Annotated in this window: 23 protein-coding genes; 11 read left to right on the forward strand and 12 right to left on the reverse strand. The window is 68.4% G+C overall.

Going from position 1 to position 26,245, the window contains the following annotated elements; genetic code table 11:
• Window positions 1-91: 91 nt before the first annotated feature.
• A complete protein-coding gene (lpdA, locus tag ACIBL3_RS25450; protein WP_396356050.1) occupies window positions 92-1,489 on the forward strand; it encodes a dihydrolipoyl dehydrogenase in 1,398 nt (465 codons plus the stop codon).
• A gap of 169 nt (window positions 1,490-1,658) precedes the next feature.
• Here the strand turns inward: lpdA and ACIBL3_RS25455 are convergent, their stop codons facing one another.
• Window positions 1,659-2,675 (reverse strand): PrsW family intramembrane metalloprotease, encoded by a 1,017-nt coding sequence (locus ACIBL3_RS25455; protein ID WP_396356051.1) that lies wholly within the window; start codon window positions 2,673-2,675, stop codon window positions 1,659-1,661.
• Window positions 2,676-2,900: 225 nt separating this feature from the next.
• On the opposite strand from ACIBL3_RS25455, the gene ACIBL3_RS25460 reads away from it, so the two are divergent.
• Complete coding sequence (locus ACIBL3_RS25460; protein WP_396356052.1) at window positions 2,901-3,356, forward strand: PGPGW domain-containing protein; 456 nt, start codon at window positions 2,901-2,903, stop codon at window positions 3,354-3,356.
• On the opposite strand, the gene ACIBL3_RS25465 is transcribed toward ACIBL3_RS25460, so the two are convergent.
• The gene (locus ACIBL3_RS25465) at window positions 3,327-4,514 is read right to left on the reverse strand and encodes an FAD-dependent monooxygenase (RefSeq protein WP_396356053.1); all 1,188 of its coding nucleotides are present in this window, start codon (window positions 4,512-4,514) and stop codon (window positions 3,327-3,329) included. The two genes, ACIBL3_RS25460 and ACIBL3_RS25465, sit on opposite strands and share 30 nt — an antisense overlap.
• Before the next feature lie 98 nt (window positions 4,515-4,612).
• Here ACIBL3_RS25465 and ACIBL3_RS25470 point away from each other — a divergent pair, with 98 nt between their 5' ends.
• Window positions 4,613-5,287, forward strand: a complete 675-nt coding sequence (locus ACIBL3_RS25470) for a TetR/AcrR family transcriptional regulator (RefSeq protein ID WP_396356054.1) — start codon at window positions 4,613-4,615, stop codon at window positions 5,285-5,287.
• Here the strand turns inward: ACIBL3_RS25470 and ACIBL3_RS25475 are convergent.
• Window positions 5,268-6,164, reverse strand: coding sequence for a helix-turn-helix domain-containing protein (locus ACIBL3_RS25475; protein ID WP_396356055.1), 897 nt, complete (start codon window positions 6,162-6,164; stop codon window positions 5,268-5,270). The genes ACIBL3_RS25470 and ACIBL3_RS25475 overlap by 20 nt on opposite strands.
• Before the next feature lie 182 nt (window positions 6,165-6,346).
• Here ACIBL3_RS25475 and ACIBL3_RS25480 point away from each other — a divergent pair, with 182 nt between their 5' ends.
• The 4 genes from ACIBL3_RS25480 (at window position 6,347) to ACIBL3_RS25495 (ending at window position 12,432) form a co-directional block, all read left to right on the forward strand.
• Window positions 6,347-9,136 (forward strand): family 78 glycoside hydrolase catalytic domain, encoded by a 2,790-nt coding sequence (locus ACIBL3_RS25480; protein ID WP_396356056.1) that lies wholly within the window; start codon window positions 6,347-6,349, stop codon window positions 9,134-9,136.
• Window positions 9,137-9,197: 61 nt separating this feature from the next.
• Window positions 9,198-10,532, forward strand: coding sequence for an ABC transporter substrate-binding protein (locus ACIBL3_RS25485; RefSeq protein ID WP_396356057.1), 1,335 nt, complete (start codon window positions 9,198-9,200; stop codon window positions 10,530-10,532).
• A gap of 125 nt (window positions 10,533-10,657) precedes the next feature.
• Window positions 10,658-11,584, forward strand: a complete 927-nt coding sequence (locus ACIBL3_RS25490) for a carbohydrate ABC transporter permease (protein WP_396356058.1) — start codon at window positions 10,658-10,660, stop codon at window positions 11,582-11,584.
• Complete coding sequence (locus ACIBL3_RS25495; protein ID WP_396356059.1) at window positions 11,581-12,432, forward strand: carbohydrate ABC transporter permease; 852 nt, start codon at window positions 11,581-11,583, stop codon at window positions 12,430-12,432. Before ACIBL3_RS25490 ends, ACIBL3_RS25495 begins: the two co-directional genes overlap by 4 nt.
• A gap of 197 nt (window positions 12,433-12,629) precedes the next feature.
• Here ACIBL3_RS25495 and ACIBL3_RS25500 read toward each other — a convergent pair whose 3' ends face one another.
• Window positions 12,630-13,763, reverse strand: coding sequence for an aminotransferase class V-fold PLP-dependent enzyme (locus ACIBL3_RS25500; protein WP_396356060.1), 1,134 nt, complete (start codon window positions 13,761-13,763; stop codon window positions 12,630-12,632).
• A 26-nt stretch (window positions 13,764-13,789) separates the two neighbouring features.
• Between ACIBL3_RS25500 and ACIBL3_RS25505 the strand changes: the two genes are divergently transcribed.
• Both ACIBL3_RS25505 and ACIBL3_RS25510 read left to right on the forward strand, forming a co-directional pair.
• The gene (locus ACIBL3_RS25505; RefSeq protein ID WP_396356061.1) at window positions 13,790-14,542 is read left to right on the forward strand and encodes a glycerophosphodiester phosphodiesterase; all 753 of its coding nucleotides are present in this window, start codon (window positions 13,790-13,792) and stop codon (window positions 14,540-14,542) included.
• A 65-nt stretch (window positions 14,543-14,607) separates the two neighbouring features.
• Window positions 14,608-15,981, forward strand: a complete 1,374-nt coding sequence (locus ACIBL3_RS25510) for an MFS transporter (protein ID WP_396356062.1) — start codon at window positions 14,608-14,610, stop codon at window positions 15,979-15,981.
• On the opposite strand, the gene ACIBL3_RS25515 is transcribed toward ACIBL3_RS25510, so the two are convergent.
• Genes ACIBL3_RS25515 through ACIBL3_RS25535 form a run of 5 tightly spaced genes read right to left on the reverse strand, consistent with a single transcriptional unit; the run spans window position 15,974 to window position 20,198 of the window.
• Window positions 15,974-16,366, reverse strand: a complete 393-nt coding sequence (locus ACIBL3_RS25515; protein WP_396356063.1) for a VOC family protein — start codon at window positions 16,364-16,366, stop codon at window positions 15,974-15,976. The two genes, ACIBL3_RS25510 and ACIBL3_RS25515, sit on opposite strands and share 8 nt — an antisense overlap.
• A gap of 21 nt (window positions 16,367-16,387) precedes the next feature.
• Entirely contained in the window at window positions 16,388-16,912 is a 525-nt protein-coding gene (locus ACIBL3_RS25520; RefSeq protein ID WP_396356064.1) for a hypothetical protein, read from the reverse strand.
• A gap of 13 nt (window positions 16,913-16,925) precedes the next feature.
• Window positions 16,926-18,155 (reverse strand): ABC transporter permease, encoded by a 1,230-nt coding sequence (locus ACIBL3_RS25525; protein ID WP_396356065.1) that lies wholly within the window; start codon window positions 18,153-18,155, stop codon window positions 16,926-16,928.
• Entirely contained in the window at window positions 18,155-18,847 is a 693-nt protein-coding gene (locus tag ACIBL3_RS25530; RefSeq protein WP_396356066.1) for an ABC transporter ATP-binding protein, read from the reverse strand. Before ACIBL3_RS25530 ends, ACIBL3_RS25525 begins: the two co-directional genes overlap by 1 nt.
• Entirely contained in the window at window positions 18,837-20,198 is a 1,362-nt protein-coding gene (locus ACIBL3_RS25535) for an efflux RND transporter periplasmic adaptor subunit (protein ID WP_396356067.1), read from the reverse strand. Before ACIBL3_RS25535 ends, ACIBL3_RS25530 begins: the two co-directional genes overlap by 11 nt.
• Before the next feature lie 235 nt (window positions 20,199-20,433).
• Here ACIBL3_RS25535 and ACIBL3_RS25540 point away from each other — a divergent pair, with 235 nt between their 5' ends.
• The gene (locus tag ACIBL3_RS25540; RefSeq protein WP_130448290.1) at window positions 20,434-20,805 is read left to right on the forward strand and encodes an RNA polymerase-binding protein RbpA; all 372 of its coding nucleotides are present in this window, start codon (window positions 20,434-20,436) and stop codon (window positions 20,803-20,805) included.
• A gap of 102 nt (window positions 20,806-20,907) precedes the next feature.
• On the forward strand, window positions 20,908-22,092 hold the full coding sequence (locus tag ACIBL3_RS25545) for a GDSL-type esterase/lipase family protein (RefSeq protein WP_396356068.1): 1,185 nt from the start codon (window positions 20,908-20,910) through the stop codon (window positions 22,090-22,092).
• On the opposite strand, the gene ACIBL3_RS25550 is transcribed toward ACIBL3_RS25545, so the two are convergent.
• The 3 genes from ACIBL3_RS25550 to ACIBL3_RS25560 form a co-directional block, all read right to left on the reverse strand.
• On the reverse strand, window positions 22,046-24,607 hold the full coding sequence (locus ACIBL3_RS25550; protein ID WP_396356069.1) for a P-loop NTPase fold protein: 2,562 nt from the start codon (window positions 24,605-24,607) through the stop codon (window positions 22,046-22,048). The genes ACIBL3_RS25545 and ACIBL3_RS25550 overlap by 47 nt on opposite strands.
• Before the next feature lie 352 nt (window positions 24,608-24,959).
• On the reverse strand, window positions 24,960-25,433 hold the full coding sequence (locus tag ACIBL3_RS25555) for an FxsA family protein (RefSeq protein ID WP_396356070.1): 474 nt from the start codon (window positions 25,431-25,433) through the stop codon (window positions 24,960-24,962).
• Between the two features lie 3 nt (window positions 25,434-25,436).
• The gene (locus ACIBL3_RS25560; protein ID WP_396356071.1) at window positions 25,437-26,216 is read right to left on the reverse strand and encodes a polyprenol monophosphomannose synthase; all 780 of its coding nucleotides are present in this window, start codon (window positions 26,214-26,216) and stop codon (window positions 25,437-25,439) included.
• Window positions 26,217-26,245: the final 29 nt, after the last annotated feature.

Raw genomic sequence — 26,245 nt, forward strand, 5'->3', positions numbered from 1 at the left:
TCGGCGATCGGCCGACAGGAAAGTCCGCTCACGGACTGTGACCGGCGACCACCGGTCGGGACGCCTGGCGTGACCCATTAAAGTTCACTTCATGGCCTCGCACTTTGACGTTGTTGTCCTCGGCGCAGGTCCGGGTGGGTACGTCGCGGCGATCCGCGCCGCCCAGCTCGGGCTCAAGACCGCCATCATCGAGAAGAAGTACTGGGGCGGTGTCTGCCTGAACGTGGGCTGCATCCCGTCCAAGGCGCTGCTGCGCAACGCCGAGCTGGCGCACATCTTCCGCGCCGACGCCAAGACCTTCGGCATCAGCGGCGAGGTCAGCTTCGACTTCCCGACCGCGGTCCAGCGCAGCCGCAAGGTCGCCGACGGCCGGGTCAAGGGCGTCCACTTCCTGATGAAGAAGAACAACATCACCGAGTTCGACGGCTGGGGCAGCTTCGTCGACGCCAACACCCTGGACGTCAGCCTGAACGGCGGCAGCTCCGAGACCGTCACCTTCGACAACTGCATCATCGCCACCGGCGCGACCACCAAGCTGCTGCCGGGCACCCAGCTGAGCGAGCGCGTGGTGACGTACGAGGAGCAGATCCTCACCGAGGAGCTGCCGGGCAGCATCATCATCGCCGGCGCCGGCGCGATCGGCGTCGAGTTCGCCTACGTGCTGGCCAACTACGGCGTCAAGGTCACCATCGTCGAGTTCCTGGACCGGATGGTGCCGCTGGAGGACGCCGAGGTGTCCAAGGAGCTGGCCAAGGCCTACAAGAAGCTCGGCGTCGACGTGCTCACCTCCACCCGGGTCGACGCGATCGACGACTCCGGCGAGAAGGTCAAGGTCACCGTCACCGGCAAGGACGGCAACCAGCAGACGCTGGAGGCCGACAAGGTGCTGCAGGCGATCGGCTTCCAGCCCCGCGTCGACGGCTACGGCCTGGACAAGATCGGCGTCAAGCTGACCGAGCGCGGCGCGATCGAGGCCGACGGCTTCCTGCGCACCAACGTGCCGAACATCTTCGCCATCGGCGACGTGAACGCGAAGCTGATGCTCGCGCACGCGGCCGAGGCGCAGGGCGTGATCGCGGCCGAGACCATCGCCGGCGTCGAGACGATGGAGCTCGACCACGTGATGATCCCGCGCGCCACCTTCTGCCAGCCGCAGGTGGCCAGCTTCGGCTACACCGAGGAGCAGGCCCGCGAGCAGGGGTACGACGTCAAGGTCGCCAAGTTCCCGTTCACCGCGAACGGCAAGGCGCACGGCCTCGGCGACCCGACCGGCTTCGTCAAGGTGATCAGCGACGCCAAGTACGGCGAGCTGCTCGGCGCGCACCTGATCGGCCCCGAGGTCACCGAGCTGCTGCCCGAGCTGACCCTGGCCCAGAAGTGGGACCTGACCACCAAGGAACTGGCCCGCAACGTGCACGCCCACCCCACCCTCAGCGAGGCCCTCCAGGAAGCCTTCCACGGCCTCGAAGGCCACATGATCAACTTCTAGCAACGCGGCATCCAGGCCACGCTCAGCGGTCCCCGGAACGGCGGCAAACAAGGGATCTCGCCTCTCGGCGGTTCTCACCGTTTGCCGCCGTTTTCGGTGCGGTGTACCACGGTGTACACCGCGAGCTGGCGTGGCGTGCCGGAGGTGCCAGGTGACGGAGTCGCCGGGGCTATTCCGAGCGCGCAGGTGTGGGTGCCTCGGGTTCACCAGACGGCAGTCGCGCATCTGCGACGAACGGCGCGCGGCCGTACTTTCGCCAGTTGTGGACAACCCACAGGGCACCGATGAGCGAGTTGACCACGAGCAGCCCGGTGTCGATCGCCTGGAACAGGCGCAGTTCCCCGCCCGTGGGGAGGCCGATCCACTCCGCAGTGTTGGGCCATTCGAACGTCCATCCGTCGCCGTGCAGCCCCTGTGCGAGGAGGATGGCAAACCCGTAGGAGGAGTCCCACAGTCCGTGCAGGACGATGATTCCGGCCGTCGTGCCCACCAGGGGCCAGGTCAGCCGGAACCTGCCATCGGCCCGTGCTGCGGCGAACAAGGCACCGGCGAAGAGTGCCGTCCAGGTGATATGCCCAAAAGGCGCCAGCACGGCACGAGAGATCTCCGTCTGCAGGATGTCGAGGATCTCGTGCTCGTCCTGGTTCTGGAGCAACGTGTTGAAGGCGTATCCCGCGCTCTCGAACGAGGCGAATCCGGCGCCCACCGTCGCGCCGAGCACCATGCCGCTCCGCGGCCTGCGGGTCTTCAGCCGCCAGGCCACCGTCACGACCAGCAGCCCCTTCGTCAGTTCTTCGATCAGACCGACCGTCAGGAATCTGCCGTGAGCGGTCGGGAGCAGCCTGACCTCGACGTAGGCCGAGACGACCACGCCGACGGACCCCCCGAGCAGGAATGCCAGCAGGATCTTGTCATCAGGGAGCCGGTCTTCGGTCTCGCGAGTGAGCGCGAACATCACCATGCTCATCGGCATCAGAAAGCTGCCCACCAGGAGTACCGTCGGGACGAGTATCTCGTCCTCCGTGGTGGCCGTGATGACCGCGCCGAGGATCCAGATCACGGCGCCGACGACGAGGATGACGAGCCAGGCGAAATTACGCCTGGGCTGCCACTGTGTGCCAGGCGCCTCGTGCCGAGACCGCACGGCCATACGCGGCATTGTCTGGGCGGTCGGGGCCGGTGCCATCACCCGCACGGGGTGATCGCAGCGCGGCACTTTCTCAGCCCGGATCCACCGGAGGTCTGAGGTGTCGAGATCCTTCGCGTCAGGCCGACCGCCTCGCCCAATCCCAGGGATGACGGGGTCACGCGATCGACATCTGAGCGCCAGTTCATCGGGTACCCCCTGAAATTGCCCTGGGGTTCGACGGGGTGGGGCGGGGATTGTTGCGGGAGCACGTACGCTTGGGGCGTGGCCGAGAAGAGGGGTCCCGACCGCACTGATCACAACATCACGCTGGACGCTCAGGACGACCGGTGGGAGTGGCGGCGGCGGATACGGGCGGATCCTAAGAAGCATCTGATCTACCGGATCGGTGTGGGTGTGGTGGGCGGGGTGCTGGTCATTGCGGCGCCGTTGACCGGGTGGCTTCCCGGCCCCGGCGGCATCCCGTTGTTCATCGCGGGTCTCGCCGTGCTCGCCAGCGAGTTCGAGTGGGCGCAACGCCTGCTCTACAAGGTGAAGGACTGGGTCAAGGACCTCACCGCGTGGACCGGCAAGCAGCCGGCCTGGCTGAAGACGCTCGGCACCGTGGCGCTGTTCATCTGCGTGCTGGTCGTGGTCTGGCTCTACCTGGCGGTGCTCGGTGTCCCTGGGTGGTTCCCCGACTCCTGGGAGTCATTCCTGCACGACCTGCCGCTCCTCTGAATAGTTGCGCAGTTCAACCAGGTTGCTCACCTTCTCACCCAGCCTGAGCATCTGGTTCAGCAGGAACGGCTGCGAGAGCAGCCGATTGCGGGCGGCAATCCCGAACCGGGTGCCTGGGGCAAGGAACTTCCCGGTCCGGTTGCCGCCGCTCTGCGTCTTCGACACGGGCTTGCGCAACTGCGCCTCGTAACGCCGGAACGCCGCCCGGTAGTCGCCGTCCGCCGTGGCCAGCTCGCCGGCCAGGACGTATGCCGCGACCACCGCCGTACTCGTCCCCATCCCGCCGACGGTGGCGCCGTACCCGGCGTCGCCGAGCAGCACGATCCGACCGGTCGACCAGCGGTCCAGGTCGACCCGGCTGATCGAGTCGAAGTACAGGTCCGTTGCCGCGGGCAACCCCTCGAGCAGCGCCGGAACATGCCAGCCCAGGCCGGCGAACGCGGCCGCGAGAATCGCCTTCTGCTCACCCTCGTCCCGGCGGTCGTATGACAGCTCCGGTGACTTGAACAGGACCATCGTCCCCGCCATGGCCGGATCCCGCCGGTCCGCGGCGATGCTCGCCATCCGTCCCGGCACGTTGTACATCAACGCGTCGCCGGAGACCCCGAGCGTGTTCGGCAGCCCCCAGCAGGCGATGTAGTACCCAAGGTGCCGCACGTAGTCCCGCTCCGGGCCGAACGCCAGCCGCCGCACGATCGAGTGCAGCCCGTCCGCCCCGATCACCAGGTCGTACGTCTCCTCGATCCCACTCTCGAACACCACGTCGACCCCGCCGGACCGCTCGGTCAGCCCGACGATCGAGTCCCCGAACCGGTACGTCGCCCGGTCGCGCGAGTGCTCGTACAACACCCGGGACAAATCCGACCGCAACACCTCCAGCTCTCCCCCTGCGAACTCACCGGGCAACCGCATCAACTGCCGACCCGAGGAGTCCACGAACCGCATCGGGCTGCCACCCGTCTGCCGCGCCCGCAGCTCGTCGAGCACGCCCATCCGGGACAGCACCTCCCGGTTCACCGGTCCGCGGAAGTCGACCGCGTAGCCGCCGTCGCGGAGTCCCGGCGCGATCTCGACCACGGTCACGTCGTACCCGTACCGTCCGAGCCAGTGCGCCACCGAGGGGCCGGCCACGCTCGCACCCGACACCAGAACCTTCATCCCTTGCCTCCGTCATCGTAATTGTGTCCGCTGGACACAGTAAGTGCATGGTAGACACAGTTCAAGCCACCGGGAACGTGATCAGGGAAAGGTCAGGGATGACGGAACTGCTCTGGGGCGGGCAACCGCAGCGCAGTCGCGGGCCCAAGCCGGCCATCACCCTGGCCGGCATCGCCGAGGCGGGGATCCGGATCGCCGACGCCGAGGGCCTGGAAGCGGTCTCCATGCAGCGGGTGGCCGACGACCTGCCGGTCACCAAGATGGCGCTCTACCGCCACGTGCCCGGCAAGACCGAACTGGTCGCCGTGATGAGCGACCTGGCCATCGGCCCACCCCCAGACCACGACCCCATGCCGTGGCGGGACGCACTGAAGACCTGGGCACTGGACCTGTACGCCGCGTTCGCCAAGCACCCGTGGCTGCTCCAGTCGACCATCGGCCGCCGCCTGCTCGGGCCGAACGAGCTCGCCTGGATGGATCGCGGCATCGAGAAGCTGGCCGATTCCGGACTCGACGGCGGCGAGCAGTTCGACTCGATCCTGGTCCTCACCAGCCACGTCCGGAACCTCGCCCAGCAGACCCTGACGACGGGACTGACCGAGGATCACATCAACCAGGCGCTGGCCGGGATCCTGACGGCCGAGGCCGCTCGGTTCCCGCACCTGGCGGCGGCGATGCAGACCGCGGGAGGCAGTGAGAACCAGGGCCTCGAGTTCGGCCTCGACCGCATCCTCGACGGTTTGGAGGTCCTGATCAGCGCACGGAAGGGCTGAGCTTCCGGGTATTGAAACGTTGCCGATAGGCGGACGCGCTGAGTCCGTAGTGTGACTTGAACCGCCGGGCGAAGTAGTTCTGGTCCGGCCAGCCGACCGACTCCCCGATCCGGCTGATCGGCAGGTCGGTGTGCAGCAGCCGGTCGGCCGCGAGCTCGACGCGATGCCGCGACAGGTACGCCATCGGCGGCAACCCGGTCGCCGACTTGAACAGGCGGACCAAATACCCCGGCGCCAGGTGCAACACCTGCGCCAGATCGGTCAGCGTCCACTGCCTGGCTGGATCCGCCTCCATCATCCGCATCGCATCCAGTACGGCGGGATGCGTCTGCTCACCGAGATCGTCGTGCTGGGCGACTGTCCTGGCCAGGCAACTCAGGTACAGCGAGAGCCAGCCGACGAGGTCACCGCGATGCCGGCTGAGTGATTGCCGGCGGAGTTTGCGCAGCTCCTCGAGATGCTCGAGACCCTCCTTGAACGTGTCCGAATCCAGCCGCGTGGTCAGCATGCCGCGGCGTTGCGCGGAGAACGGTCCAGTCCACAGCAGGTAACCCAGCAAGGGATCCTCGCGCGTCCAGGCCAACTCGCGTTGCACCAGGTCGGCGGAGAAGCAGCAGTTGTAGACCTGCAGTGCACGGCATTCGTCGTACTGGTGCCAGACTCCCGGGCGGAGCAGGATCACGTCACCGACCTCGAGTTGCTGGCGCCCGGCCAGGCTGTGGTGGACCCCCTGACCACCGGTCACCAAAGCGATCTCGAAGAAGCTATGCGTGTGCAGCGGATGGGTGTTCTGGTGCAGGTGCGGACCCGCGTGCACGACCGTCCCTTCGACGAAGTGCAGCAGCGTCCCGGTATGCGTCACCGGCTCGTCGGCCATGCCTCACGATACGGGCCAAGGTGCATTTTGTGCTACCACGAGTGCACTACGGGCTAGTCCCCGGCGATTACCGCCTTCAGGATCGGGGGACAGGCGAAACGTCCTCGCCATCAATCCGAAACAGACCGAGGCCGTTCGTCACAGCAGTCACTGAATCGTTTCACTCGTCGGTTTGGAGTCACATGTCGAACCTCGCCGCACCCACCGCTCTCCGCTTCGAACATCGCACCGACGCCGGACCCGTGCTGGGCATCGGCACCGCGACGCCCCGGCTGTCGTGGCAGATCCCGACCGCTGACGCCGGGTACACGCAGACGGCGTACGAGGTCGAGATCGCCACGGGGACGGCTCGTCAGGTGTTCACCGTGCAGTCTCCCGACCAGATCCTCGTCCCGTGGCCGGACGACCCGCTGGCGTCGCGCCAGTCGGCCGAGGTCCGGGTGCGCGTCCGCAGCAACGAGGACTGGAGTGACTGGAGCGAGCCCGCCGCCGTCGAGGCCGGACTGCTCAACGCCTCCGACTGGTCCGCCCAGTTCGTCGGCCCGCGGGGCCACAGCTACGGCTCCCCCGCTCCCCTGGTGGCCGGCGTGGCCGAGCTGCCCGCCGACATCGTCAACGCCCGCCTCTACTCCACCGCACACGGCATCTACTTCGCGGAGCTCAACGGCGAACGCGTCGGCGACGAGGAGCTCGCGCCCGGGTGGACGGCGTACCAGGCGCGCCTCCGCTACCAGACGTACGACGTGACCAGCCTGGTCCGGACCGGTGAGAACCGGCTCGAGTTCCTGCTCGGCAACGGCTGGTACCGCGGCCGCCTCGGCTTCCACGGCAGGAACTCACTGTACGGCGATCACGTCGCAGTCCTCGCCCAGCTCGAGGTCACCACCGCCGACGGGCAGGTGCACACCTTCGCCAGCGACGACACCTGGACCTCCCGCGAGAGCGCGATCACCGCCGACGACATCTACGACGGCCAGCGCACGGACCTGCGTCGCACCCCTGGTGAGGCGACGCCGGTCGAGGTCGTCGACGCCGACCTCAGCCTGCTCGTCGCTCCCGACGGACCGCCGGTCCGGATCACCGAGGTCGTGCCCGCGATCGAGATCAGTACGTCGCCGTCCGGCAAGACGCTGGTCGACTTCGGCCAGAACGTGGTCGGCCGGGTCCGGCTGAAGGTCCGCGGTGGCGCCGCCGGCGACGAGGTCGTCGTACGGCACGCCGAGGTGCTGGAGAACGGCGAGCTCGGGGTCCGCCCGCTGCGGACCGCGAAGGCGACCGACTCCTACGTGCTCGCCGGCCCGGACGAGGTCACGCTCGACTCGGAGCTGACCTTCCACGGCTTCCGCTACGCCGAAGTGACCGGCGTCGAGAACCTGCAGCTCGGCGACCTCGAGGCCGTCGTGGTCGGCAGCGACCTGCGGCGCACCGGCTGGTTCGAGTCGTCGCACGAACTGCTCAACCGGTTCCACGAGAACGTCGTGTGGGGTATGCGGGGCAACTTCGTCGACGTGCCGACCGACTGTCCGCAGCGCGACGAGCGGCTCGGCTGGACCGGTGACATCCAGGTCTTCTCCCCCACCGCGAGCTTCCTGTTCGACACCGCCGGGTTCCTCACCAACTGGCTCGCCGACCTGGCGGCCGAGCAGCAGAAGGACGGCTCGGTGCCGTTCGTCGTACCGGACATTCTCAAGCACACCGGACCGGCCACGGCCGCATGGGGTGACGCGGCAACGATCGTGCCGTGGGTGATCTACGAGCGCACCGGCGACGCGGCGCTGCTCGCGCGGCAGCTTCCGAGCATGCGCGCCTGGGTGGACCGGATGGCCGACCTGGCCGGCGAGAACCTGCTGTGGTCCGGCGGGTTCCAGTTCGGCGACTGGCTCGACCCGACCGCGCCGCCGGACAACCCTTTCCGCGCGAAGGCCGACCCGGACGTCCTCGCGACCGCGCACCTGGCGCGCTCGGCCGAGGTGGTCGCCAAGGCTGCCGAGGTCGTCGGCGACGCCGAGCTGGCCCGCGAGTACGCCGACCTGGCCGATCGGGTCCGGAAAGCGTTCGCGGCCGAGTACACCACCGAGGGCGGTCGGGTATTGAGTGACGCGGCAACGAACTACGCCCTGGCATTGCAGTGGGCGCTGCTGCCGACCGAGAACCAGCGCAAGCGCGCCGCCGAACGTCTCGCCGACCTCGTCCGGACGGCGGGCTTCCGGATCAGCACCGGATTCGTCGGCACACCGCTGATGGCCGACGCGCTGGCCGATTCCGGACATCCGGCCCTCGCGTACCGGCTCCTGCTAGAGACAGGCTGCCCCTCGTGGCTGTACGCAGTGACGATGGGCGCGACGACGGTCTGGGAACGCTGGGACAGCATGTTGCCCGATGGCAGCATCAACCCCGGCCAGATGACGTCGTTCAACCACTACGCGCTCGGCGCGGTCGCGGACTGGATGCACCGCCGCGTCGCCGGTCTGGCGGCGGGCGACCCCGGCTATCGGACGATCGTCGTACGTCCGCTCTACACCTCGCACCTGACGAGTGCCTCGGCCAAGCACCTCACGCCGTACGGCGAAGCCGCGGTCTCGTGGACGCGGTCCGACGGACAGGTCCGGCTCAGCGTCACCGTGCCGGTCGGATCGCGGGCGCAGGTCGACGTACCAGGTGAGAGTGCGCCGGTCGAGGTCGGTCACGGCACCCACGAGTGGACCGGCGACGACCCTGCCGCCGAGATGCCGGCGTTGCCCGCTGACCCGAGCATCCGGCAGCTGATGGACCACGAGCCCAGCTGGGCCACGATCGTCGCCGCGGCCAAGGAGACCGAGGTCGCCCCCGACGACGCCGACCTCGCGGCGCGGCTGGAGCGCTACCTGGACCAGCCGGCCAGCCAGCTGGTCGAGGCGATCAGCCCGCGCGGTTTCACGCCCAGCGCCGAAGCCCTGCAGGCCAAGCTCGACGCCGTCCTCGACAACAACTGACCAGTTCCGACACCGACCCCCGCCCCGACGCCATTGCCCTGAAGAAACACCCTTGGAGGTCATGATGACGTTCCGCCCAGGTACGAGAGGAGTGGCCGTACTCGCGGTCTGCTCGCTCGCGTTGACCGCGTGCAGCGCGGGCAGTCTCGGTTCCAGTGACGACGCGGGAGGTGGTGGCTCGGTCGAGATCACCTACCTGACCACCAACCAGGACCAGGACGTGAAGGAGGCCGAGCATCTCGCGAAGGACTTCGCCGCGAAGAACCCCGGCATCACGGTCAAGGTGGAGACCCGCCCGGGCGGCACCGAGGGCGACAACATCGTCAAGACCCGGTTGTCGACCGGTGACATGGTCGACGTCTTCAACTACAACACCGGGTCGCTGTTCAACGCGATCGCACCGCAGAAGAACCTGCTGTCGCTCAACGACGAGTCGTGGGTCGGGAACCTGGACGAGAACTTCAAGAAGACCGTGACCGCCGACGGGCAGGTGTACGGCGCCCCCGTCGGCGGCTTCATGGGCGGCGCGGTCCTCTACAGCATGCCGGTCTACGAGAAGCTCGGCCTGAAGCCGCCGACGACGTGGGCCGAGTTCATGGCCAACAACGCCAAGATCAAGGCGTCCGGCGGCGGGGTCGCGCCGGTGATCCAGACCTACGGCGAGACCTGGACGTCGCAGCTGTTCGTCCTCGGCGACTTCCACAACGTGTCCGCCGCGGAGCCGGACTTCGCCGACAAGTACACCAAGAACCAGGCGAAGTACGCGACGTCGCCGGCCGCGCTGAAGGGGTTCGAGCACACCCAGCAGGTGCACGACCTCGGCTACGAGAACAAGGACTTCGCGTCCGCGAAGCTGCCGGACGGCCTGAAGATGCTTGCCACCGGCAAGGGTGCGCACTACCCGATCCTGTCCGGCGTGGTCGCGAACATGATCGCCACCTACCCGGACGCGGCCAAGACCGTCGGCCTGTTCGCGTTGCCTGGTGACGACGCGGCCAAGAACGGCCTGACGCTGTGGACCCCGGGCGGTCTCTACATCCCGAAGACCACCGAAGGCGACAAGCTGGACGCGGCCAAGAAGTTCGTCGCCTTCGTCGCCAGCCCGGACGGCTGCAAGTCCCAGTCCGAGGCGGGTGCGCCGACCGGCCCGTACGCGGTGAAGGGCTGTGAGCTGCCGGACGACGTACCGCAGGCGATCAAGGACATGCAGCCGTACCTCGACAAGCCGGGAGCGTCCAGCCTGGCGCTGGAGTTCCTGTCGCCGGTCAAGGGCCCGTCGCTGGAGCAGATCACCGTCGAGGTCGGGTCCGGGATCCGCAAGGCCAAGGACGGGGCGGCGCGGTACGACGAGGATGTGAAGAAGCAGGCGCAGCAACTCGGACTGGCGGGCTGGTGAGGCCTTGTGACTGTATCGATGCCACGCCTCCGGCGCGGCGGGTCATGGGGCTGTAACTCCCGGCCTTCCCTCGTCACTCCAGTCGCTGCGCTCCCTGCGCTCCTCAGTCCAGGCCGGGAGGCCCCATGACCATCACCTCGGCCCATCCGAAGTCCCGCGCTGAAACGACCCCGGCCGCAGCCGCGGCCGGGGGGAAGGTCTACTCGCCGTACTCGTTCTGGTTCTACCTGCCCACCGCGCTGATCTACAGCGTGCTGTTCCTGATCCCGACCTTCGCCTCGTTCTACTACAGCCTGACCCGGTGGAGCCTGTTCGAGTCGAAGTTCATCGGGCTGGACAACTTCGTGCTGTTCTTCCAGGAGCCGGCGCTGGTCAAGGGCTTCACGAACACGCTGATCTTCGCGGTGGTGACGTCGGGCTCGAAGGTCGTGCTCGGGCTGCTGCTCGCCGTACTGCTGACGTCGCGGATCGTCGGGCGCGGGTACCTGCGCTCGGTCGTGTTCTTCCCGGTGCTGGTCAGCACGATCGGCGTCGGGCTGCTGTTCCAGGTGCTGATGAACCCCGAGCGCGGCCTGATCAACGGCGCGCTCGGCGTGATCGGCATCGACGGGCCCGGCTGGCTGACCGATCCGAGCTGGGCGCTGATGTCGATCGCGCTGGTCGACGTCTGGAAGGGCGTCGGGCTGGCAACGCTGATCTACATCGCCGGCATCGTGTCGATCCCGCGGGAGTACATGGAGGCCGCCCGCGTCGACGGGGCCGGTTCGTGGGAGACGTTCCGGCGGATCGTGCTGCCGCTGTGCAAGCCGGCCACCGTCACCGTGATCATCCTGTCGCTGATCGGCGGCCTGCGGTCGTTCGAGCTGATCTGGGCGATGACGCGGGGCGGACCCGGGTTCACCTCGGACGTGATCTCGTCGGTGATCTACAAGCAGTACCAGGCCGGGTTCTACGGCCTGTCGACGGCCGGCAACGTGATCCTGTTCCTGGTGGTCACCGCGATCGTGCTGCCGCTGAACTGGTTCCTGAACCGCAAGGAGGTGGACCTGTGAGCACCGCCGAGCTCGTCAACCACCGGCCGGGCCGGAGCTACCTGCTCAGCGCGGTCGCGATCGTGTCCTCGATCGTGGTGTTCGTGATCCCGTTCGCCTTCATCGTGCTGACGGCGATGAAGGACCGGCAGCAGGCCGCGGACCTCGACTTCACCTGGCCGCACCAGTTCCAGTTCGTGCAGAACCTCGTCGCGGTGGTGGAGGCCCGCGACTACATGCTGGTGATTGCGTTCATCAACTCCACGATCCTGACCGTGGCCAGTGTGGCCGGCATGGTGGTGCTGGCGGCGATGGCCGGGTTCGTGCTGCAGCGCCGCAAGAGCCGGTGGAACGGGTTCATCAACTTCCTGGTGCTGTCCGGGCTGATCATCCCGCCGGCCGTCGTACCGACGATCTGGGTGCTGCAGAAGCTCGGGCTGTTCCGGACCATGCCGGGCCTGATCCTGATCGAGATCGCGTTCGGGCTGTCGTTCTGCATCCTGCTGTTCCGGGCGTTCGTCGCGACGATTCCCCGTGAGCTCGACGAGGCCGCGATCATCGACGGGGCCGGGCCGCTGCGGTTGTTCTTCCGGGTCATCTTCCCGCTGCTCAGGTCCGTCATCATCACCGTCGTGGTGGTCCAGTCGGTCAACGTGTTCAACGACTTCGTGAACCCGCTGTACTTCCTGCCCGGCGACAAGAACGCGACCGTCCAGCTGACCCTCTACAACTTCTCCGGCCAGTTCAGCACCCAGTACAACCTGCTGTTCATGGACATCCTCCTGATCACCATCCCGCCCCTGATCATGTTCATGTTCTTCAACCGCCAAATAGTCGCCGGCATGACCTCGGGCGCCATCAAGGGCTGACCCCGACTGCCGCTCCGGGCGTACGACGGAGTACGCCCGGACTGCTCCGGGGGCTGGTCTGGTCGAGTTTGCCTGCATGCCGGGATCCCAGGGCTCGAGCCCAGGACCGCGGACTCCACATGGGGACCTCGGACACCTGCTCAGATGTCCGAGGTCCCGAGAAGGTGTCCGAGGATGCCAGGAGCCTTGGATGTCATTCACGCGAGCACTGCAGGAAGGCGCTCAGCAAGTTGTTCGTAGTCCTGCAGTGCGTTGTAGGCGTGGGCGGAGAGGCGGATGAAGCCGCGGTTGTCGAAGCCGGTGAGGGTGATTTCGGCCTTCAGTTCCTTCGACACCCGCGCCTTCAGCGCCTCTCCGGCCGTCAGATCGACGGATGCGGGCAGCTCCACCAGCCGCATCGTGGCGGCCGGGTGCGCGACCTCGGCGACGCCGGTCGCGAGTGCCTTCGCGAGCACGCGGGCTCCTTCGTCGACCAGGTCGCTCAGCTGCGAGCGCCGTACCGGCCAGTTGAGCTCGTCGAGGAGCCGCAGCGACTCGGGGGCCGCGATCCAGGGCACGTAGTCGTACGTCCCCTGCATGTCGAAGCGCTCCGGGAGCCGCTCGTCCTTCTCGGACCACGAGACGATCAGGGGCAGGGCCGCCGTACGCCACTGCTCGGCCACCACCAGCCCCGCTGTCGCCCGCGGGGCGGCCGGCCACTTGTGGAAGTTGCCGGTCCAGAAGTCGGCGCCGTCGGCGGCCGGCGCGTCGATCAGGGCGGGCGCGTGCGCACCGTCCACCACGATCGCCACTCCACGCTCTCGGCAGACGGCGACCAGGTCGCCGATCGGGAACACCATCGCGGTCGCCGAGCTGATCTGGTCCACGACCAGTACGGCGGCATCGTCCAGGGCGGCCGTGATCACCGCGACCACGGTCTCGTCGTCCGCTTCCAGCGGTACGTCGACCAAGACCACCTCGGCCTGGTTGGCCCGGGCGAACCGCTCGGCCGCGTACCGCACAGCGCCGTACGTGTGGTTCGTCAGGACGATCCGGCTGCCCGCCGGGATCGGGAGGGTCGCGAGAGCCACGGTGACCCCGGCGCTGGCGTTCGGGACCAGCGCGAAGCCGGCTGGATCGGTCTGCAGGTACGACGCCAGTTCGAGGCGGCTCGTGGTCAGCCGGGCGGCGACCGAGCGGAACCACAGCATCGGATTGGCCTCGGCTTCGGCGCGCAACGCGGCCATCAGGTCCTGGGTCCGCCGCGGCACGCCGCCGTACGAACCATGGTTGAGGTGCAGGACGTCGGGGTCGAGGGTCCACAGGTCGGGGCGGGGGCTGAGTACCGTCACCACCCAAACGGTACATACTTTCCGACGTGTACCCCTACCTCGACCACGACGGGCCGATCGCGATGGCCCACCGTGGCGGCGCGCTGCACCCGGACAACCTCGGCTACGAGAACTCGCTGCGCGCCTTCGGACACGCGGTGAAACTCGGCTACCGCTACCTGGAGACCGACCTGCACGCGACCAGCGACGGAGTCGTGATCGCGTTCCACGACAGCCGGCTGGACCGGGTCACCGACCGCACCGGCGTGGTCGCCGAGCTGCCCTGGTCCGAGGTGAGCAAGGCCAAGATCAACGGGCACGAGCCGATCCCCCGGCTGGACGAGCTGCTCGAGGCGTTCCCGCAGACCAGGTTCAACCTCGACATCAAGGCCGAGAACGGGCTCCAACCGGCGGCCGACGTACTGCGGGCCGCGAACGCGATCGACCGGGTCTGCGTCTCGTCGTTCTCGCAGTCCCGGGTCCGGCGGATCCGCCGCGAGCTCGGTCCCCGGCTGTGCACCGGGTACGGCGACTGGGAGACCGCGCTGATCCGGTTCCTGCCGTTCGCGCTGAAGTCAGGTGGCGCGTGCCTGCAGATCCCCGAGCGGTTCGGCCCGCTGCGGGTGCTGACCCCGGGGCTGATCCGGCGGGCGCGTGCCGCAGGCAAGCAAGTGCACGTCTGGACCGTCGACGACCCGGCTGCGATGCGGCGGATGCTGGACGCGGGGGTGGACGGCCTGATCACCGACCGGACCGACATCCTCCGCGATGTCCTCATCGAGCGGGGTCAGTGGCATTAAACGGGCACTGAAGTGTTATCCGCCGGTACGCCGCTTCGTACCTCCGGAATGACACACTCCTGCGCATGGGACTTCTCTCCGCCCCGGCGGCGGTCGACAAGCGGGAGTACTGGGGGTTCAGCCTCTACGACTGGGCCAACTCCGGCTACGTCACCACCGTCGGCACGGTGCTGTTCGCGCCGTACCTGACCTCGGTCGCCGAGACCGCCGCCTGCGGGTACGTCGGTACGGCGGACAGGCCGTGCGACACCAACCTGGACGTCCTCGGACTGGGCATCTCCCCCGGCTCGCTCGCGTTCTACGTGGTGACCGTGGCGACGCTGGTGTCGGCGCTGTTCCTACCTGTGGTGGGTGCGATCGCGGACCGGCTGGAGCGCAAGAAACTGCTGATGTGCGGCTTCGCCTGGACCGGCGCGCTGGCCGCGTCCTGCATGGTGTTCGTCGGCGGCGGTCGCTGGGAGCTCGGCGCACTGCTGCTGTTCATCGGCAACCTGTGCCTGGGGTCGTCGCTGGTCGTCTACGACTCGATCCTGATCGACATCACCGGGCCGGACGACCGCGACGACGTCTCGTCCCGCGCCTGGGCCTTCGGCTACCTGGGCGGATTCATCCTGCTCACCATCAACCTGGCCGTGGTCACCGCCCATGACGCGCTCGGGATGAGCCAAGGTACGGCGGTCCGCCTGAGCCTGCTGTCCGCCGGGCTCTGGTGGGGCGCGTTCACGTTCGTCCCGTTCGTGAAGCTGCGGAACCGGCCGCCGACGCACGTCGTCCAGGTACGCAGCGGGAACCTGGTCCGGCAGAGCTTCGGCCAGCTCGCGGCGACGCTGAAGCACATGCGGACCTACCCGATGACGCTGCTGTTCCTGGTCGCGTACCTGTTCTTCAACGACGGCATCCAGACGGTCATCTCGGTGTCGTCGACGTACGGCGAGAAGCAGCTCGGGTTCGAGACGCAGGTGCTGATCGCGACCATCCTGCTGGTGCAGTTCGTGGCGTTCTTCGGGGCGCTGGCGTTCGGTCGGTTCGCCCGCCGGTTCGGCACCAAGCGGACGATCATGGGCGGGCTGGTGTTCTGGATCCTGATCGTGATCGCGGGCTTCATGCTGCCGGAGAAGCAGATCGTGCCGTTCCTCGCGATGGGCGTGGCGATCGGCGTCGTGCTCGGCGGGACGCAGGCGCTGTCGCGGTCCGCGTTCAGCCAGCTCATCCCCGAGGGCCGCGAAGCCGAGTATTTCTCGCTGTACCAGGCCGGCGAACGCGGCACCTCCTGGCTCGGCACTCTCGTCTTCGGCCTGGTGCACCAGATCACCGGCTCCTACCGGCCGGCGATCGTTGCCCTGGGCCTGTTCTTCGTGGTCGGCCTGGTGCTGCTGTCCCGCGTCGACATGCGCCGCGGCATCCGCGAGGCCGGCAACGCCCAGCCGACCCTCATCTGAACCGGCCGGCGAGGACGCAGAACTCGTTCCCCTCGGGGTCGGCCAGGGTGACCCAGCTTTCCTCGCCGGTCTGACCCACATCCGCGTGCCGGGCGCCCAGGTCGAGCAGGCGACGAACCTCGTCGTCCTGGTCCCGGTCGGTCGGGTTCACGTCGAGGTGGAGCCGGTTCTTGACGATCTTCCCCTCCGGCACCGGCGCGAAGGACAACACCGGCGGCACCGGGCCCGGGCGCTGCTTGCCCTCAGGCGCCAGCGGGGAGCCGATGGTGACGACTCCGCCTTCTTCTTCGCTCTGCACCTCGTAGTCGAGGACCGAGCACCAGAACCGGGCGAGACCACGGGGGTCGGCACAGTCGATCGCAAGCTCGGTGAACTTACTGGCCATAGCGGCCACCTTAGAGGGCGATCAGCGCGAAGGCGTGGCACCTGGACTGCGGAAGCCGCCACCTGGGAAGGCGGTCCCTTGGCGGACGGTGGTCGCGGTGATCGTGCCGTCGGTGTTCTGACCGCTGACAACGACCTGCTCACCGGCCTTCAAGTCGGCGGCGCTGCCCTGCTTGGTGATGTCGTACGTCGTGTCGCCGGTGAGCTTGACCGTGACGTCTCCGTTCTGCGTCTTCACCACCAAGTGCGAGCCGCTCGAAGACACCACGGTTCCGACCGTGGCGTTGCCGGGCCCCTGACCGTTCTGCCCGCGGAAGCCGCCGTACCCGGCGCCGAGACCACGACCGGCCTGCTGCTGCGGCGTACTGTCCGAGGCGAACGCCGCGTGCAGGCCCGCGCCACCGGCCAGGCCGACGGCCAGTACGACGACGCCGGCCAGGATCGCGGTCGCCAGCGGCAGGTTGAGGCTCTTCTTCGGCTTCAGCGCCGCGTCGACCTCCTCGTCGGACCCGATCTGGGCGAACTCATCAGGGGTCTGGCTGCTCATCAGGTGGTGCCTCTCACTCGTGACGTAGTGCGTCGATGGGACGAAGACCGGCAGCTCGGTGTGCGGGCATGCTGCCGAAGAACAGGCCGACCGCGGCGGACACCCCGAGGGCGAGCGCGATCGACGACGGGACGAGCACCGGCTCGACCCCGGCCAGCTGGAACTGGGTGATCACCAGCGCGGCGGCTACGCCGACCGCGCCGCCGATCAGGCTGAGCAGCGTCGCCTCGATCAGGAACTGGCCGAGGATCGTCCGCCGCCGCGCCCCGAGCGCCTTGCGGATCCCGATCTCGCGGGTCCGCTCGGTGACCGTGACGAGCATGATGTTGGTGACGCCGATCCCGCCGACTACCAGGCTGATCGCAGCCACCGTCGCCAGCAGCGCGGTGAAGGTCGCGGCAGTGTCCTGGCTGGTCTGCAGGATCTGCGCCGAGTTGGTGATCCGGAACGGCGACGTCTGGTCGGCCGGCACCTCGTGCCGCGCGGTCAGCAACTGCGTGACCTCGGCCTGCGCGACGTCCACCCGGTCCTTGTCGGCGGCCTGGATGACGATCTGATTCAACGCGCCGTACCCGGCCTGGGTCGCGCGCAGCGTGCTGATGGGCACGATCGCGGTCGCGTTCGGGTCCGAGAACCCGGTGCTGTCCTTGCTCGCCAGCACCCCGAGTACGACGAAGTCGACAGCGCCGAGCTTGATCGTCTGGCCGACCGCGGTCCCGGGCCGCCCGAACAGCTCGGTGGCAGCCGTTTGGCCGAGCAAGATGACCCGCTGCGAGGTGTCGACGTCCTGCTGGGTGAAGGACCGGCCCGTGTCGACCGGCGTGTTGGTGGCCGGCATGTACTCGGGCGTCGTCCCGATCACCTGGTTGACCGTGTAGCTGGTGTCGCCGTTGGTCGCCGTACCGGAGCTCGTCATGACCGGGGCGACCGAGGCGACGTCGGGGGCGAGGTTCTTGTCGGCGAGCGCCTCGGCGTCGTCGAGCGACAGGCTGTACTGCTGGGCCGACGGACCGGCCTGGCCGCGCTGGAAGCCACCGCCACCGCCGGTGGTCGAGACGGTGAGCAAGTTGGTGCCCATCGCCTCCAGCCGGTCCTGGACTGCCTTGCCGGAGCCGTTGCCGACTGCAACAAGCACGATGACGGCGCCGACGCCGATCGACACGCCGAGGACGGTCAGCAGGGAGCGCAGCTTGTTCGCGCTCAGGCCGCGCAGGGCGGCCCCGAACAGGTCGCGGGGTGTCATCAGCGGGTCACCTCGTCGGCGACGATCCGGCCGTCCGAGACGCGGATGAGCCGGCGGGCCCGGGCCGCGACCTCGTTCTCGTGCGTGATCACCACAACCGTGCGGCCGTCGGCGTTCAGCTGGTCGAACATCCCGAGCACCTCTTCGGTCGAGTGCGCGTCGAGGTTGCCGGTCGGCTCGTCGGCGAGCAGGATCCGCGGTCCGGTCGCCAGTGCGCGGGCGATGGCGACGCGCTGCTGCTGGCCGCCGGACAGCTGGTTCGGCCGGTGGCCGGCGCGGTCTTCCAGGCCGACCAACTCCAAGGCCCGGGCGGCTCTTCTGCGTCGCTCGGCGCGGCGGAGATGGGCGTAGGTCAGGGGTAGCTCGACGTTCGCGATCGCGGTGGTGCGCGGGATCAGGTTGAACGACTGGAAGATGAAGCCGATCTTGCGGCCGCGGACGAGCGCCTGCTGGTCCTCGGTCAGCCGGGCCACGTTGCTGCCGTCGAGCCAGTACTCGCCTCGGCTCGGGACGTCGAGGCAGCCGACGATGTTCATCAGCGTCGACTTGCCGGACCCGGATGAGCCCATCACCGCGACGTACTCGCCGGCTCCGACCCGCAGCGACACCCCGCGGAGTGCGTGCACGGCTGTCTCGCCCGCGCCGTACGTCTTGGTGACGTCCCGGATGTCGATCAGGGCGTCAGCGGCCACGGGTGCCCCCGGCTCCGGTGCCCGTGCCGGGGAACTGCCCGCCGCCGGGGAGTTGGCCCTGACCGAACTGACCCTGCCTGCCCTGGCCGTTCTGGTTGGCAGTGGTTCCGATCGAGCCCTGCAGCAACTCGATCCGCTCGCCCTCCTCCAGGCCGGAGGTGATCTGGGTGTAGCTGTCGCCGCGGACGCCGACCTGCACCTCGCGGCTCCCACCGCCGTCGGCCATCGTCACCGTGTACGTCGTACCGCTCGTGGCGATCGCGGTGCTCGGGACGTACAGGGCGTCGGCCGCCTTGGCGGTCTGCACGGTGACGTTCGCGGTCTGGCCGATCCGGGCGTTCGGCGGGATCTTCGTGAGCGAGAAGGTGGCCGAGTACGAGACGACGCCGTTCGTGGTCGTCGGGGTGGGTGAGACGGAGGCGAGGGACGCGGTCAGCGTCGTACCGGGCTCGGCGTTGAGGGTGACGGTGGCGGACTGGCCGGCCTTGATCTTGATCGCGTCCGCCTCGGCGAAGGCGGCGACCACCTGAAGCGACTTGAGGTCGGCGAGATCGACGAACCCTGTACCTGAGGTTGTGGTCGTGGTGGCGCTGGTGGAGCCTGAACCTTGACTTGAGGTCGAGCCTGTCCCGCCTGAACCGGTGCCTGAGCTACCCGAGCTGGACCCGCCGGTGACCGAGCCGACCGAGCCGTTGATCGCGGTGATCGTGCCGGCGATCGGCGCCTTCAGCGTGGTCGCGTCGACCGCAGCCTGAGCCGCCTCGACGTCCTGGTCGGCCTGCTCATTGTCGGCCTTGGCACGGGCCAGGCTGGCCTCGGCGTTGCTGACGGCGACCTCGGGGCTCTGGCCCTGGCTGCTCTGGCTCTGACTGGTCTGGGCCTGCTGGCCGTCGGTCGGTGTCGAGCTGGGCGAGGCCGAGGCCTCCTCCGCGTCTTCGAGGGCGTCCTGGGCGTCGCTCAGCGACTCCTGGGCCGCCTCGACCGAGTTCGCCGAGGCGATCTGGTTCTGCTCGGCGATCCTGAGCTGGCGCTCGGCCGCGGACGGGTCGATCTTCGCGATCGCCGTACCTTTGGCGACCACTTGGCCGACCTTCACCATGATTTGCGTCACGGTCCCGGAGGTCTCGAACTGCGGCGAAGCCGTCTGGGAGCTCTGCAGGGTGCCGCTGGAGCTGACACTCGCGGTCACCTCGCCGCGGGCGACGGCCACCGTCGGCCGGGTGGCTGCGGCGGTCGGCTGGTCCTTGCGGAAGAAGAGGAGGTACGCCGAGACGGCGATGGCCAGGACGATGGCCACCAAGGCCACATTGAGCAGGCTGAGGCCACGGAGCTTGTGGCGGGGTAGCACCATGGACGCAGACGCTAGGGACGTTTGCTGAGGAATCGATCCCCGAAACCTGGCAACTCGCTGTGAACTCGAAGCGTCTGAAAACCTGTCGGCCGCGACACACCGTGATGTGTGAACGCCTGATGACAGCCGGTCACGACGGTGCTGTCAGGTGCGTACATATCGCTCGGGCATGCCAAAATGGGAATGATCCGGGCCGGCCGACCGTTGGCACGGATGACGATCTCGGAGGTTTGACATGTCTAATCGCGTACTGCGTGGTTCGGGGCTGGGTGGGGTCAGCTTCGAGGACGACCGTGGTGTCGAGTTCGCGCCGCGCCAGATGATCACGTACGACTGCCCCCGCGGCCACGTGGTCGAGGTGACGATGGCGCACGACGCCGAGGTGCCCGCGGTCTGGGAGTGCCCGCACTGCGGCAGCGAGGCCGCGCGGTCGACCGGTGAGAAGCCGGAGCCGAAGCAGGAGAAGCCCGCCCGTACGCACTGGGACATGCTGCGCGAGCGCCGCAGCATCTCCGAGCTGGAAGAGCTGCTGGCCGAGCGCGTCGAGCTCCTCCGCAAGGGCGAGATCGGCCCCGCGCACCTGCACCGGACCAAGCGCACCGCCTGACACACCCGCGACGGGCCCTTCACCGCAACGAGGCGGCGAAGGGCCCGTTTCGCACGTCAGCAACACCTGGCGCTGGGTTCATGGGATGAGATGGTAGGCGGCATGCCTGAGTGGATCTCGACAGCCATCACGCCTGAGTTGATGCGGGGAACGTTGGAGCTGGAGCGGACCGAGCGTGGGGTGTTGCCGCGTCGGCTGCCGGGGTGGGCTCGGGCGCAGTACGACGATCCGCAGCTGGAGATGGTGGAGTCACAGCCGTCCGGGGTGCGGTTGGTGTTCCAGACGCGCGCGACCGCGGTCGAGCTGGACACGCTGCCGACCAAGAGGTCGTACACCGGCGCGCCGGCGACGCCCGACGGGGTGTACGGCGTCCTCGTCGACGGCGAGTTGGTCGAGCAGGCGACCGTGCCAGGCGGGAACGTGCTGATCATCGACCTCACCACCGGTGCCACCGAGACCCGACCCGGTGCACCCGGCACGGTCCGCGTGATCGGGCTGAGCGGCGACCTGAAGACCGTGGAGATCTGGCTGCCGCACACCGAGACCACCGAACTCGTTGCCCTGCGCACCGATGCGCCGATCGCGCCGGCGCCGGCGACCGAGCGCCGTACCTGGTTGCACCACGGAAGCTCGATCAGCCACGGCTCGAACGCGACCAGCCCGACCGGCACCTGGGTCGCCCGAGCCGCCTCGCTGGCCGGCGTCGAGCTGACCAACCTCGGGTTCGGCGGCAGCGCCCTACTCCAGCCGTTCGTGGCCCGGACGATGCGCGACACGCCCGCCGACCTGATCAGCGTCAAGCTCGGCATCAACGTGGTGAACGCCGACGTGATGCGCCGGCGCGCCTTCGGACCCGCCGTACACGGGTTCCTGGACACTATCCGCGACGGTCACCCGACCACCCCGCTCCTGGTCGTCTCCCCCATCTTCTGCCCGATGCACGAGGACACCCCGGGCCCGACCATGTGGGACCTGGAGGCGCTTAGCCGGGGCGAGCTGCGATTCCGGGCCACCGGTGACCCGGCCGACGTCCCGATGGGCAAGCTGACGCTCGGCGTGATCCGCGAGGAGTTGACCCGGATCGTCGCCCAACGCGCCACCGACGACCCGAACCTGCACTACCTCGACGGCCGCGAGCTGTACGGCGAAGCAGACAACGCCGAGCTCCCCCTGCCCGACGACCTGCACCCCGACGGCCACACCCACCACCGAATGGCCGAACGCTTCGCCAAACTCGCGTTCAACCAGCTTCGAAGGTCAGCCGGCGGATCAGCTCGAACCGGATGAGGAACTTGCTCATCGGCGTCATCCCGAACGCGGCCACCCCCGGCGCCGCGAGTTCCTGCCGCTTCCGCAGCCACTCCTGCACCCGCTCGCGCTCAACAGCCAGCTCGTCCGGACCGAGCGCGCCGAGGGCGCTGACGAGGGTGGCCGACGGTAAGCCCGCTGACACGACGGCGAGCCGGCTTGCGAGGTTCGGCGTACCTTCGTGCAGCGCAGCCATGAAACAGGTCGCCATCCGCTCGGTCGGCTGGTTGCCGTCCGCCGACAGCGGTGGGGCCATCGCGAGCAGCAGCCGGCAGATGTTCACGAAGCGCTTCACCCGGCGCGGGGTCCCGCCCATCAGCGGCGCCAGCGACTCGATGAAGGCGAGTTCGTCCACGGTCAGCGCAAGGGGCCTGGCATCGAGGTCGAGCCAGCTGCCGAAGTCGGTCAGCATTGAGCTGACAAGCTCTTCCTCGCGCTTGCCGACCTGCAGGGTGGTCATTCCACCGCTGCCGCGATCGGTCGGTGGTGTGGCCACCGACGGCAGCAGCAGGCCGCGCAACAGGCGCCGCCTGGCGTCGTCGTCGAGGGTCTCCACCCAGAACGGGATCTGGAAGATCTTCTCCACGTAGTCCATCGCCTTCGGCTGGTCTCCGGCCGCACCGAGCTTCGCGTCGAGGGCGGGCAGCGCGTCGTGCAGAGCCGACCTGAGCCATCGGGTGTCCACCGCGACGACCACGACGAACAGCGGGAACGAGAGCAGCAGGTGCACCGCCTCGAGGACCTCGACCACCTTCTTCGGCGGGCACCGATCCAGGTCGTCGATGTACAGCACGATCCGGTTCGGCGGGCCGGCCACAGCCCGCGGCTTCTCCTGGTTGAAGTCGGTTGTCAGGTCGGCGAGGTCCTGCAAGTCCTCGTGAACCTTGCTGATCAGGCCGAGGTGGCTGCGATAGTCGTCGCTGGCCTTGCGATCGGCGAGGAACTCCACGTACGTGTTCCCGACCGTGAGGGCATCGCTCTTCCGCTTCAGCTCCGCCTGCTCGTCGCGCGCCTTGCCGGCTGCGGTCTCCGCCTCGCTCAACGCCGCTCGCTTCGTATCGAGGTCCTGCTTGGCGGTGGTCAGACTCGTCCTGACCGCGGTGACGGCCGCGGTCAGCTCTGCGTCGACCTTCTCCTCGGCGCTGGCCAATGCCTCCCGCTGGCTCGTGGCGAAGCTTGCAGCCGCCTTGAGCGCGAGTGCCGCCAACGGGATCAGAGGCGCGAGGCTCGCCACCACACTTGTGATCGGTGGAGCCGACAGCAGGTCCATGACGATCGCCACAGCAGGTACGACGGCCGCCGCCAGCACCACGTAAACGATTCGATTGCGCGTCCAGAACCGCTGCTGCAGCCATGGACTGGTTCGAGTCGCCACCGCGGCCCGCCGTACCTCGGCCACTGCGTCAGCCACCTCGTCGCCGAGCTCTTCCTTGCCCACGGCAACCGCAGTCTGTACGAGCGCGGCCCGCGCGCCGGACTCGAGCTCGCGGGTGATCAGGCTGTCCCGGAGCTCGGCGGTGGTGCGCACCACCGCCTCGAGGTGCTCCTGCTTCTTCCGGACGACGCCGGCGGCCTGGGACTCGGCGGCCTGCAACGACTCCAGCTCCTCTTCGGCCTGGTCGACGTCCTTCTGCTTGGCGTCCAGCTTGGCGAGGATCTCTTTCCGGCGCCGGTCGGACAGCTTCTGCCGCGCCACCGGATCCAGCTCGTCGAAGATCTTATCCAGGAGCGAGGCCCAGAGGTTGGTCTCGACGTACTCCCAGGCGTTGAACTCGATGTGCGCGACGTTGGGCCAGACGGCGAGGTTGGCCTGATCGCTGGAGCTGGCCAGTTTGCTGAGCTGCTGGATCCGATGCCGGATCTTGGCCATCAGGAAGCTCTTGCCGCTCCCCCACTGACCGAACAGGCCGATGGCCAGCGGCGGCACCAGGGCGCGGGACGAAATCAGGTAGGCGAACGCGTCGGCCTCCGCACTGATGTCGATGAAGTCCGCCGTCGGATCGACCACGTCACTGCTGAACGCCGCCAAGCTGGCCGGCCGCCGCGGAAAGTTCTTCGACAGCCACACGCCCAGCTTCTCCCCGGCAACCTCCGCCTGCGGATTCAGCTCGAGAAGAAACGTGCTGTACCGATCGGCGAGCACATTCACCGACAGACCGGACCGATCCATCGCCCGCTGGAGCCCGTCCCGGAAAGCCGTCGACTCCGCCAGCATTGCGCCGACCAGGTCAGCGACGATTGTCGACCGACCAGTCCCGGACAACCGATCCGCCGTCGAGACGATCTGGCTGACCCGCTGATCCAAACTCGCCGTACTCTGCGCGCCCACGGTGGCCGCCGCCTGCCGCAAACTCTCCAACGTGACCTTCGGAAAGTCGTCCGGCAACAGATCGCGCGCGGTCAACCCGAAGTACCCGATCAACCGCCGCATCTCCCCATCCGCATCCGGATGAGCCAACAACGTCCCGAGCAGCAGATCCGGCTCCGTCACCACCTGCCCGACCCCCCGCAACGCCGCCGAAGCCTCAGCCCACCGCAACGCCTCCCCAAACGACCCCGACCACCCCGCAGCACCACTCCCACCCGGCGCCTGTGCCATCACCCCACCCCCACCCAGGACGATACGACGCCAACCCCCACCCCCACAGCGGCCCCGCACGATCCTTCAGCCACCCGCCCCGAAGCAGACCCCTCCGGTGGGCTGGCCCACGAGAGTGTGGGTTGCCTCACCGGATTCCGGTGTGGCAACCCACACTTTGGCTGGCTGACCCACCGCAGGGGGCCGGGTTGAGGAGGGTGGCTGACTGGGCGGCGGCGGGCTCAGGTCTCCGCGCGGGCCCGACCGGCTACTTCTGGTCGGGGTCGATGACCTCGCCTTGGATTACGTCGCCGGAGGTTGGGTCGGGGCGGGTGGTTGGCGGCGGGAAGCCGGTGAGGTTTACGCCGCCCAGTTGGGTGGTGAGGCGGCGGCTGAGGAAGGCGGACAGGCCGCGGCGGGCCACGGGGCGGGTGAAGGGGAGAACGAAGAAGAAGCCGAAGATGTCCGTGACGAAGCCCGGGGTGAGCAGCAGCGTGCCGCCGACCAGCACCAGGGCGGCGTCCGACAGTTCGCGGCCCGGCATCTTCCCGGTCTGCAAAGCGGACTGCAGCGCGTTCCACGCCCGCCGACCCTCGCGCTTGATGATCCAGGCGCCGAGCGCGCTCTCGACGAGCAGCAGCCCGACCGTCGGCCAGCCGCCGATCACCTGGCCGATCTGGATGATCACGTAGATCTCCAGGATCGGCACCACCAGCAGCGCCAGCGCCACGAACCACGGCATGTCCTACCCCTTTCTGCCTGACAAAGGCAGCCTGAACAGACTTCGGAGCTGACGTGCCCGGTGACCAACGCCCCACCGGCCGACCCGGGCCATCGCCTCGACGACGATCGCCCGCGACATCTTGGACTGACCCCGCTCCCGCTCCACGAAGGTGATCGGTACCTCGACCACCCGGAAGCCGGACTTGATCGCCCGCCACGCCAGATCGACCTGGAAGCAGTAGCCCGCGGAGGCGACCTCGTCCAGTCCGATCCCTTCCAGTGTTGCGCGCCGGAACGCCCGATACCCACCCGTCGCGTCTTTCAGCGGCACTCCGAGCGCCAGCCGGGTGTAGATGTTGCCGCCCCGGCTCAGGATCTCGCGCGACTTCGGCCAGTTCTGTACGGCGCCGCCCTTCACGTACCGCGATCCCAGCACCAGGTCCGCGTCCCGCAACGCGGTCAGCAGCCGGGGCAGCTGCTCAGGCTGGTGCGACCCGTCCGCGTCGTGCTCGACGAGGACGCCGTACGAGCGCTCGATGCCCCAGCGGAAGCCGGCGATGTACGCCGCGCCGAGGCCCTCCTTGCCCTTGCGGTGCAGGACGTGCACGTGGTCGTCATTGGCGGCCAGCTTGTCGGCCAGCTCACCGGTGCCGTCCGGTGAGTTGTCGTCGGCGACCAGGACGTCGGCCTCCGGTACGGCGTCGCGCAGCCGGCTCACGATCGGCTCGATGTTCTCGGCCTCGTTGTAGGTCGGGATGATGACCAGGATCCTGCCGAGATCCGCGAAGGGGGTGGTGCTCACGCTGCTCCTGCCTCCCGGTGACGGCTCTG

The organism is Kribbella sp. NPDC050124 (assembly GCF_044460355.1).
In the GTDB taxonomy this organism is placed as follows: Bacteria; Actinomycetota; Actinomycetes; order Propionibacteriales; family Kribbellaceae; genus Kribbella.

Excerpts from the sequence above, each read along its gene's own strand:
- lpdA (WP_396356050.1), top strand. The coding sequence starts at position 92 with ATGGCCTCGCACTTTGACGTTGTTGTCCTCGGCGCAGGTCCGGGTGGG.
- ACIBL3_RS25455 (WP_396356051.1), bottom strand. The coding sequence starts at position 2,675 with ATGGCACCGGCCCCGACCGCCCAGACAATGCCGCGTATGGCCGTGCGG.
- ACIBL3_RS25465 (WP_396356053.1), bottom strand. The coding sequence starts at position 4,514 with ATGAAGGTTCTGGTGTCGGGTGCGAGCGTGGCCGGCCCCTCGGTGGCG.
- ACIBL3_RS25470 (WP_396356054.1), top strand. The coding sequence starts at position 4,613 with ATGACGGAACTGCTCTGGGGCGGGCAACCGCAGCGCAGTCGCGGGCCC.
- ACIBL3_RS25475 (WP_396356055.1), bottom strand. The coding sequence starts at position 6,164 with ATGGCCGACGAGCCGGTGACGCATACCGGGACGCTGCTGCACTTCGTC.
- ACIBL3_RS25480 (WP_396356056.1), top strand. The coding sequence starts at position 6,347 with ATGTCGAACCTCGCCGCACCCACCGCTCTCCGCTTCGAACATCGCACC.
- ACIBL3_RS25485 (WP_396356057.1), top strand. The coding sequence starts at position 9,198 with ATGATGACGTTCCGCCCAGGTACGAGAGGAGTGGCCGTACTCGCGGTC.
- ACIBL3_RS25490 (WP_396356058.1), top strand. The coding sequence starts at position 10,658 with ATGACCATCACCTCGGCCCATCCGAAGTCCCGCGCTGAAACGACCCCG.
- ACIBL3_RS25510 (WP_396356062.1), top strand. The coding sequence starts at position 14,608 with ATGGGACTTCTCTCCGCCCCGGCGGCGGTCGACAAGCGGGAGTACTGG.
- ACIBL3_RS25515 (WP_396356063.1), bottom strand. The coding sequence starts at position 16,366 with ATGGCCAGTAAGTTCACCGAGCTTGCGATCGACTGTGCCGACCCCCGT.
- ACIBL3_RS25520 (WP_396356064.1), bottom strand. The coding sequence starts at position 16,912 with ATGAGCAGCCAGACCCCTGATGAGTTCGCCCAGATCGGGTCCGACGAG.
- ACIBL3_RS25525 (WP_396356065.1), bottom strand. The coding sequence starts at position 18,155 with ATGACACCCCGCGACCTGTTCGGGGCCGCCCTGCGCGGCCTGAGCGCG.
- ACIBL3_RS25535 (WP_396356067.1), bottom strand. The coding sequence starts at position 20,198 with ATGGTGCTACCCCGCCACAAGCTCCGTGGCCTCAGCCTGCTCAATGTG.
- ACIBL3_RS25540 (WP_130448290.1), top strand. The coding sequence starts at position 20,434 with ATGTCTAATCGCGTACTGCGTGGTTCGGGGCTGGGTGGGGTCAGCTTC.
- ACIBL3_RS25545 (WP_396356068.1), top strand. The coding sequence starts at position 20,908 with ATGCCTGAGTGGATCTCGACAGCCATCACGCCTGAGTTGATGCGGGGA.
- ACIBL3_RS25555 (WP_396356070.1), bottom strand. The coding sequence starts at position 25,433 with ATGCCGTGGTTCGTGGCGCTGGCGCTGCTGGTGGTGCCGATCCTGGAG.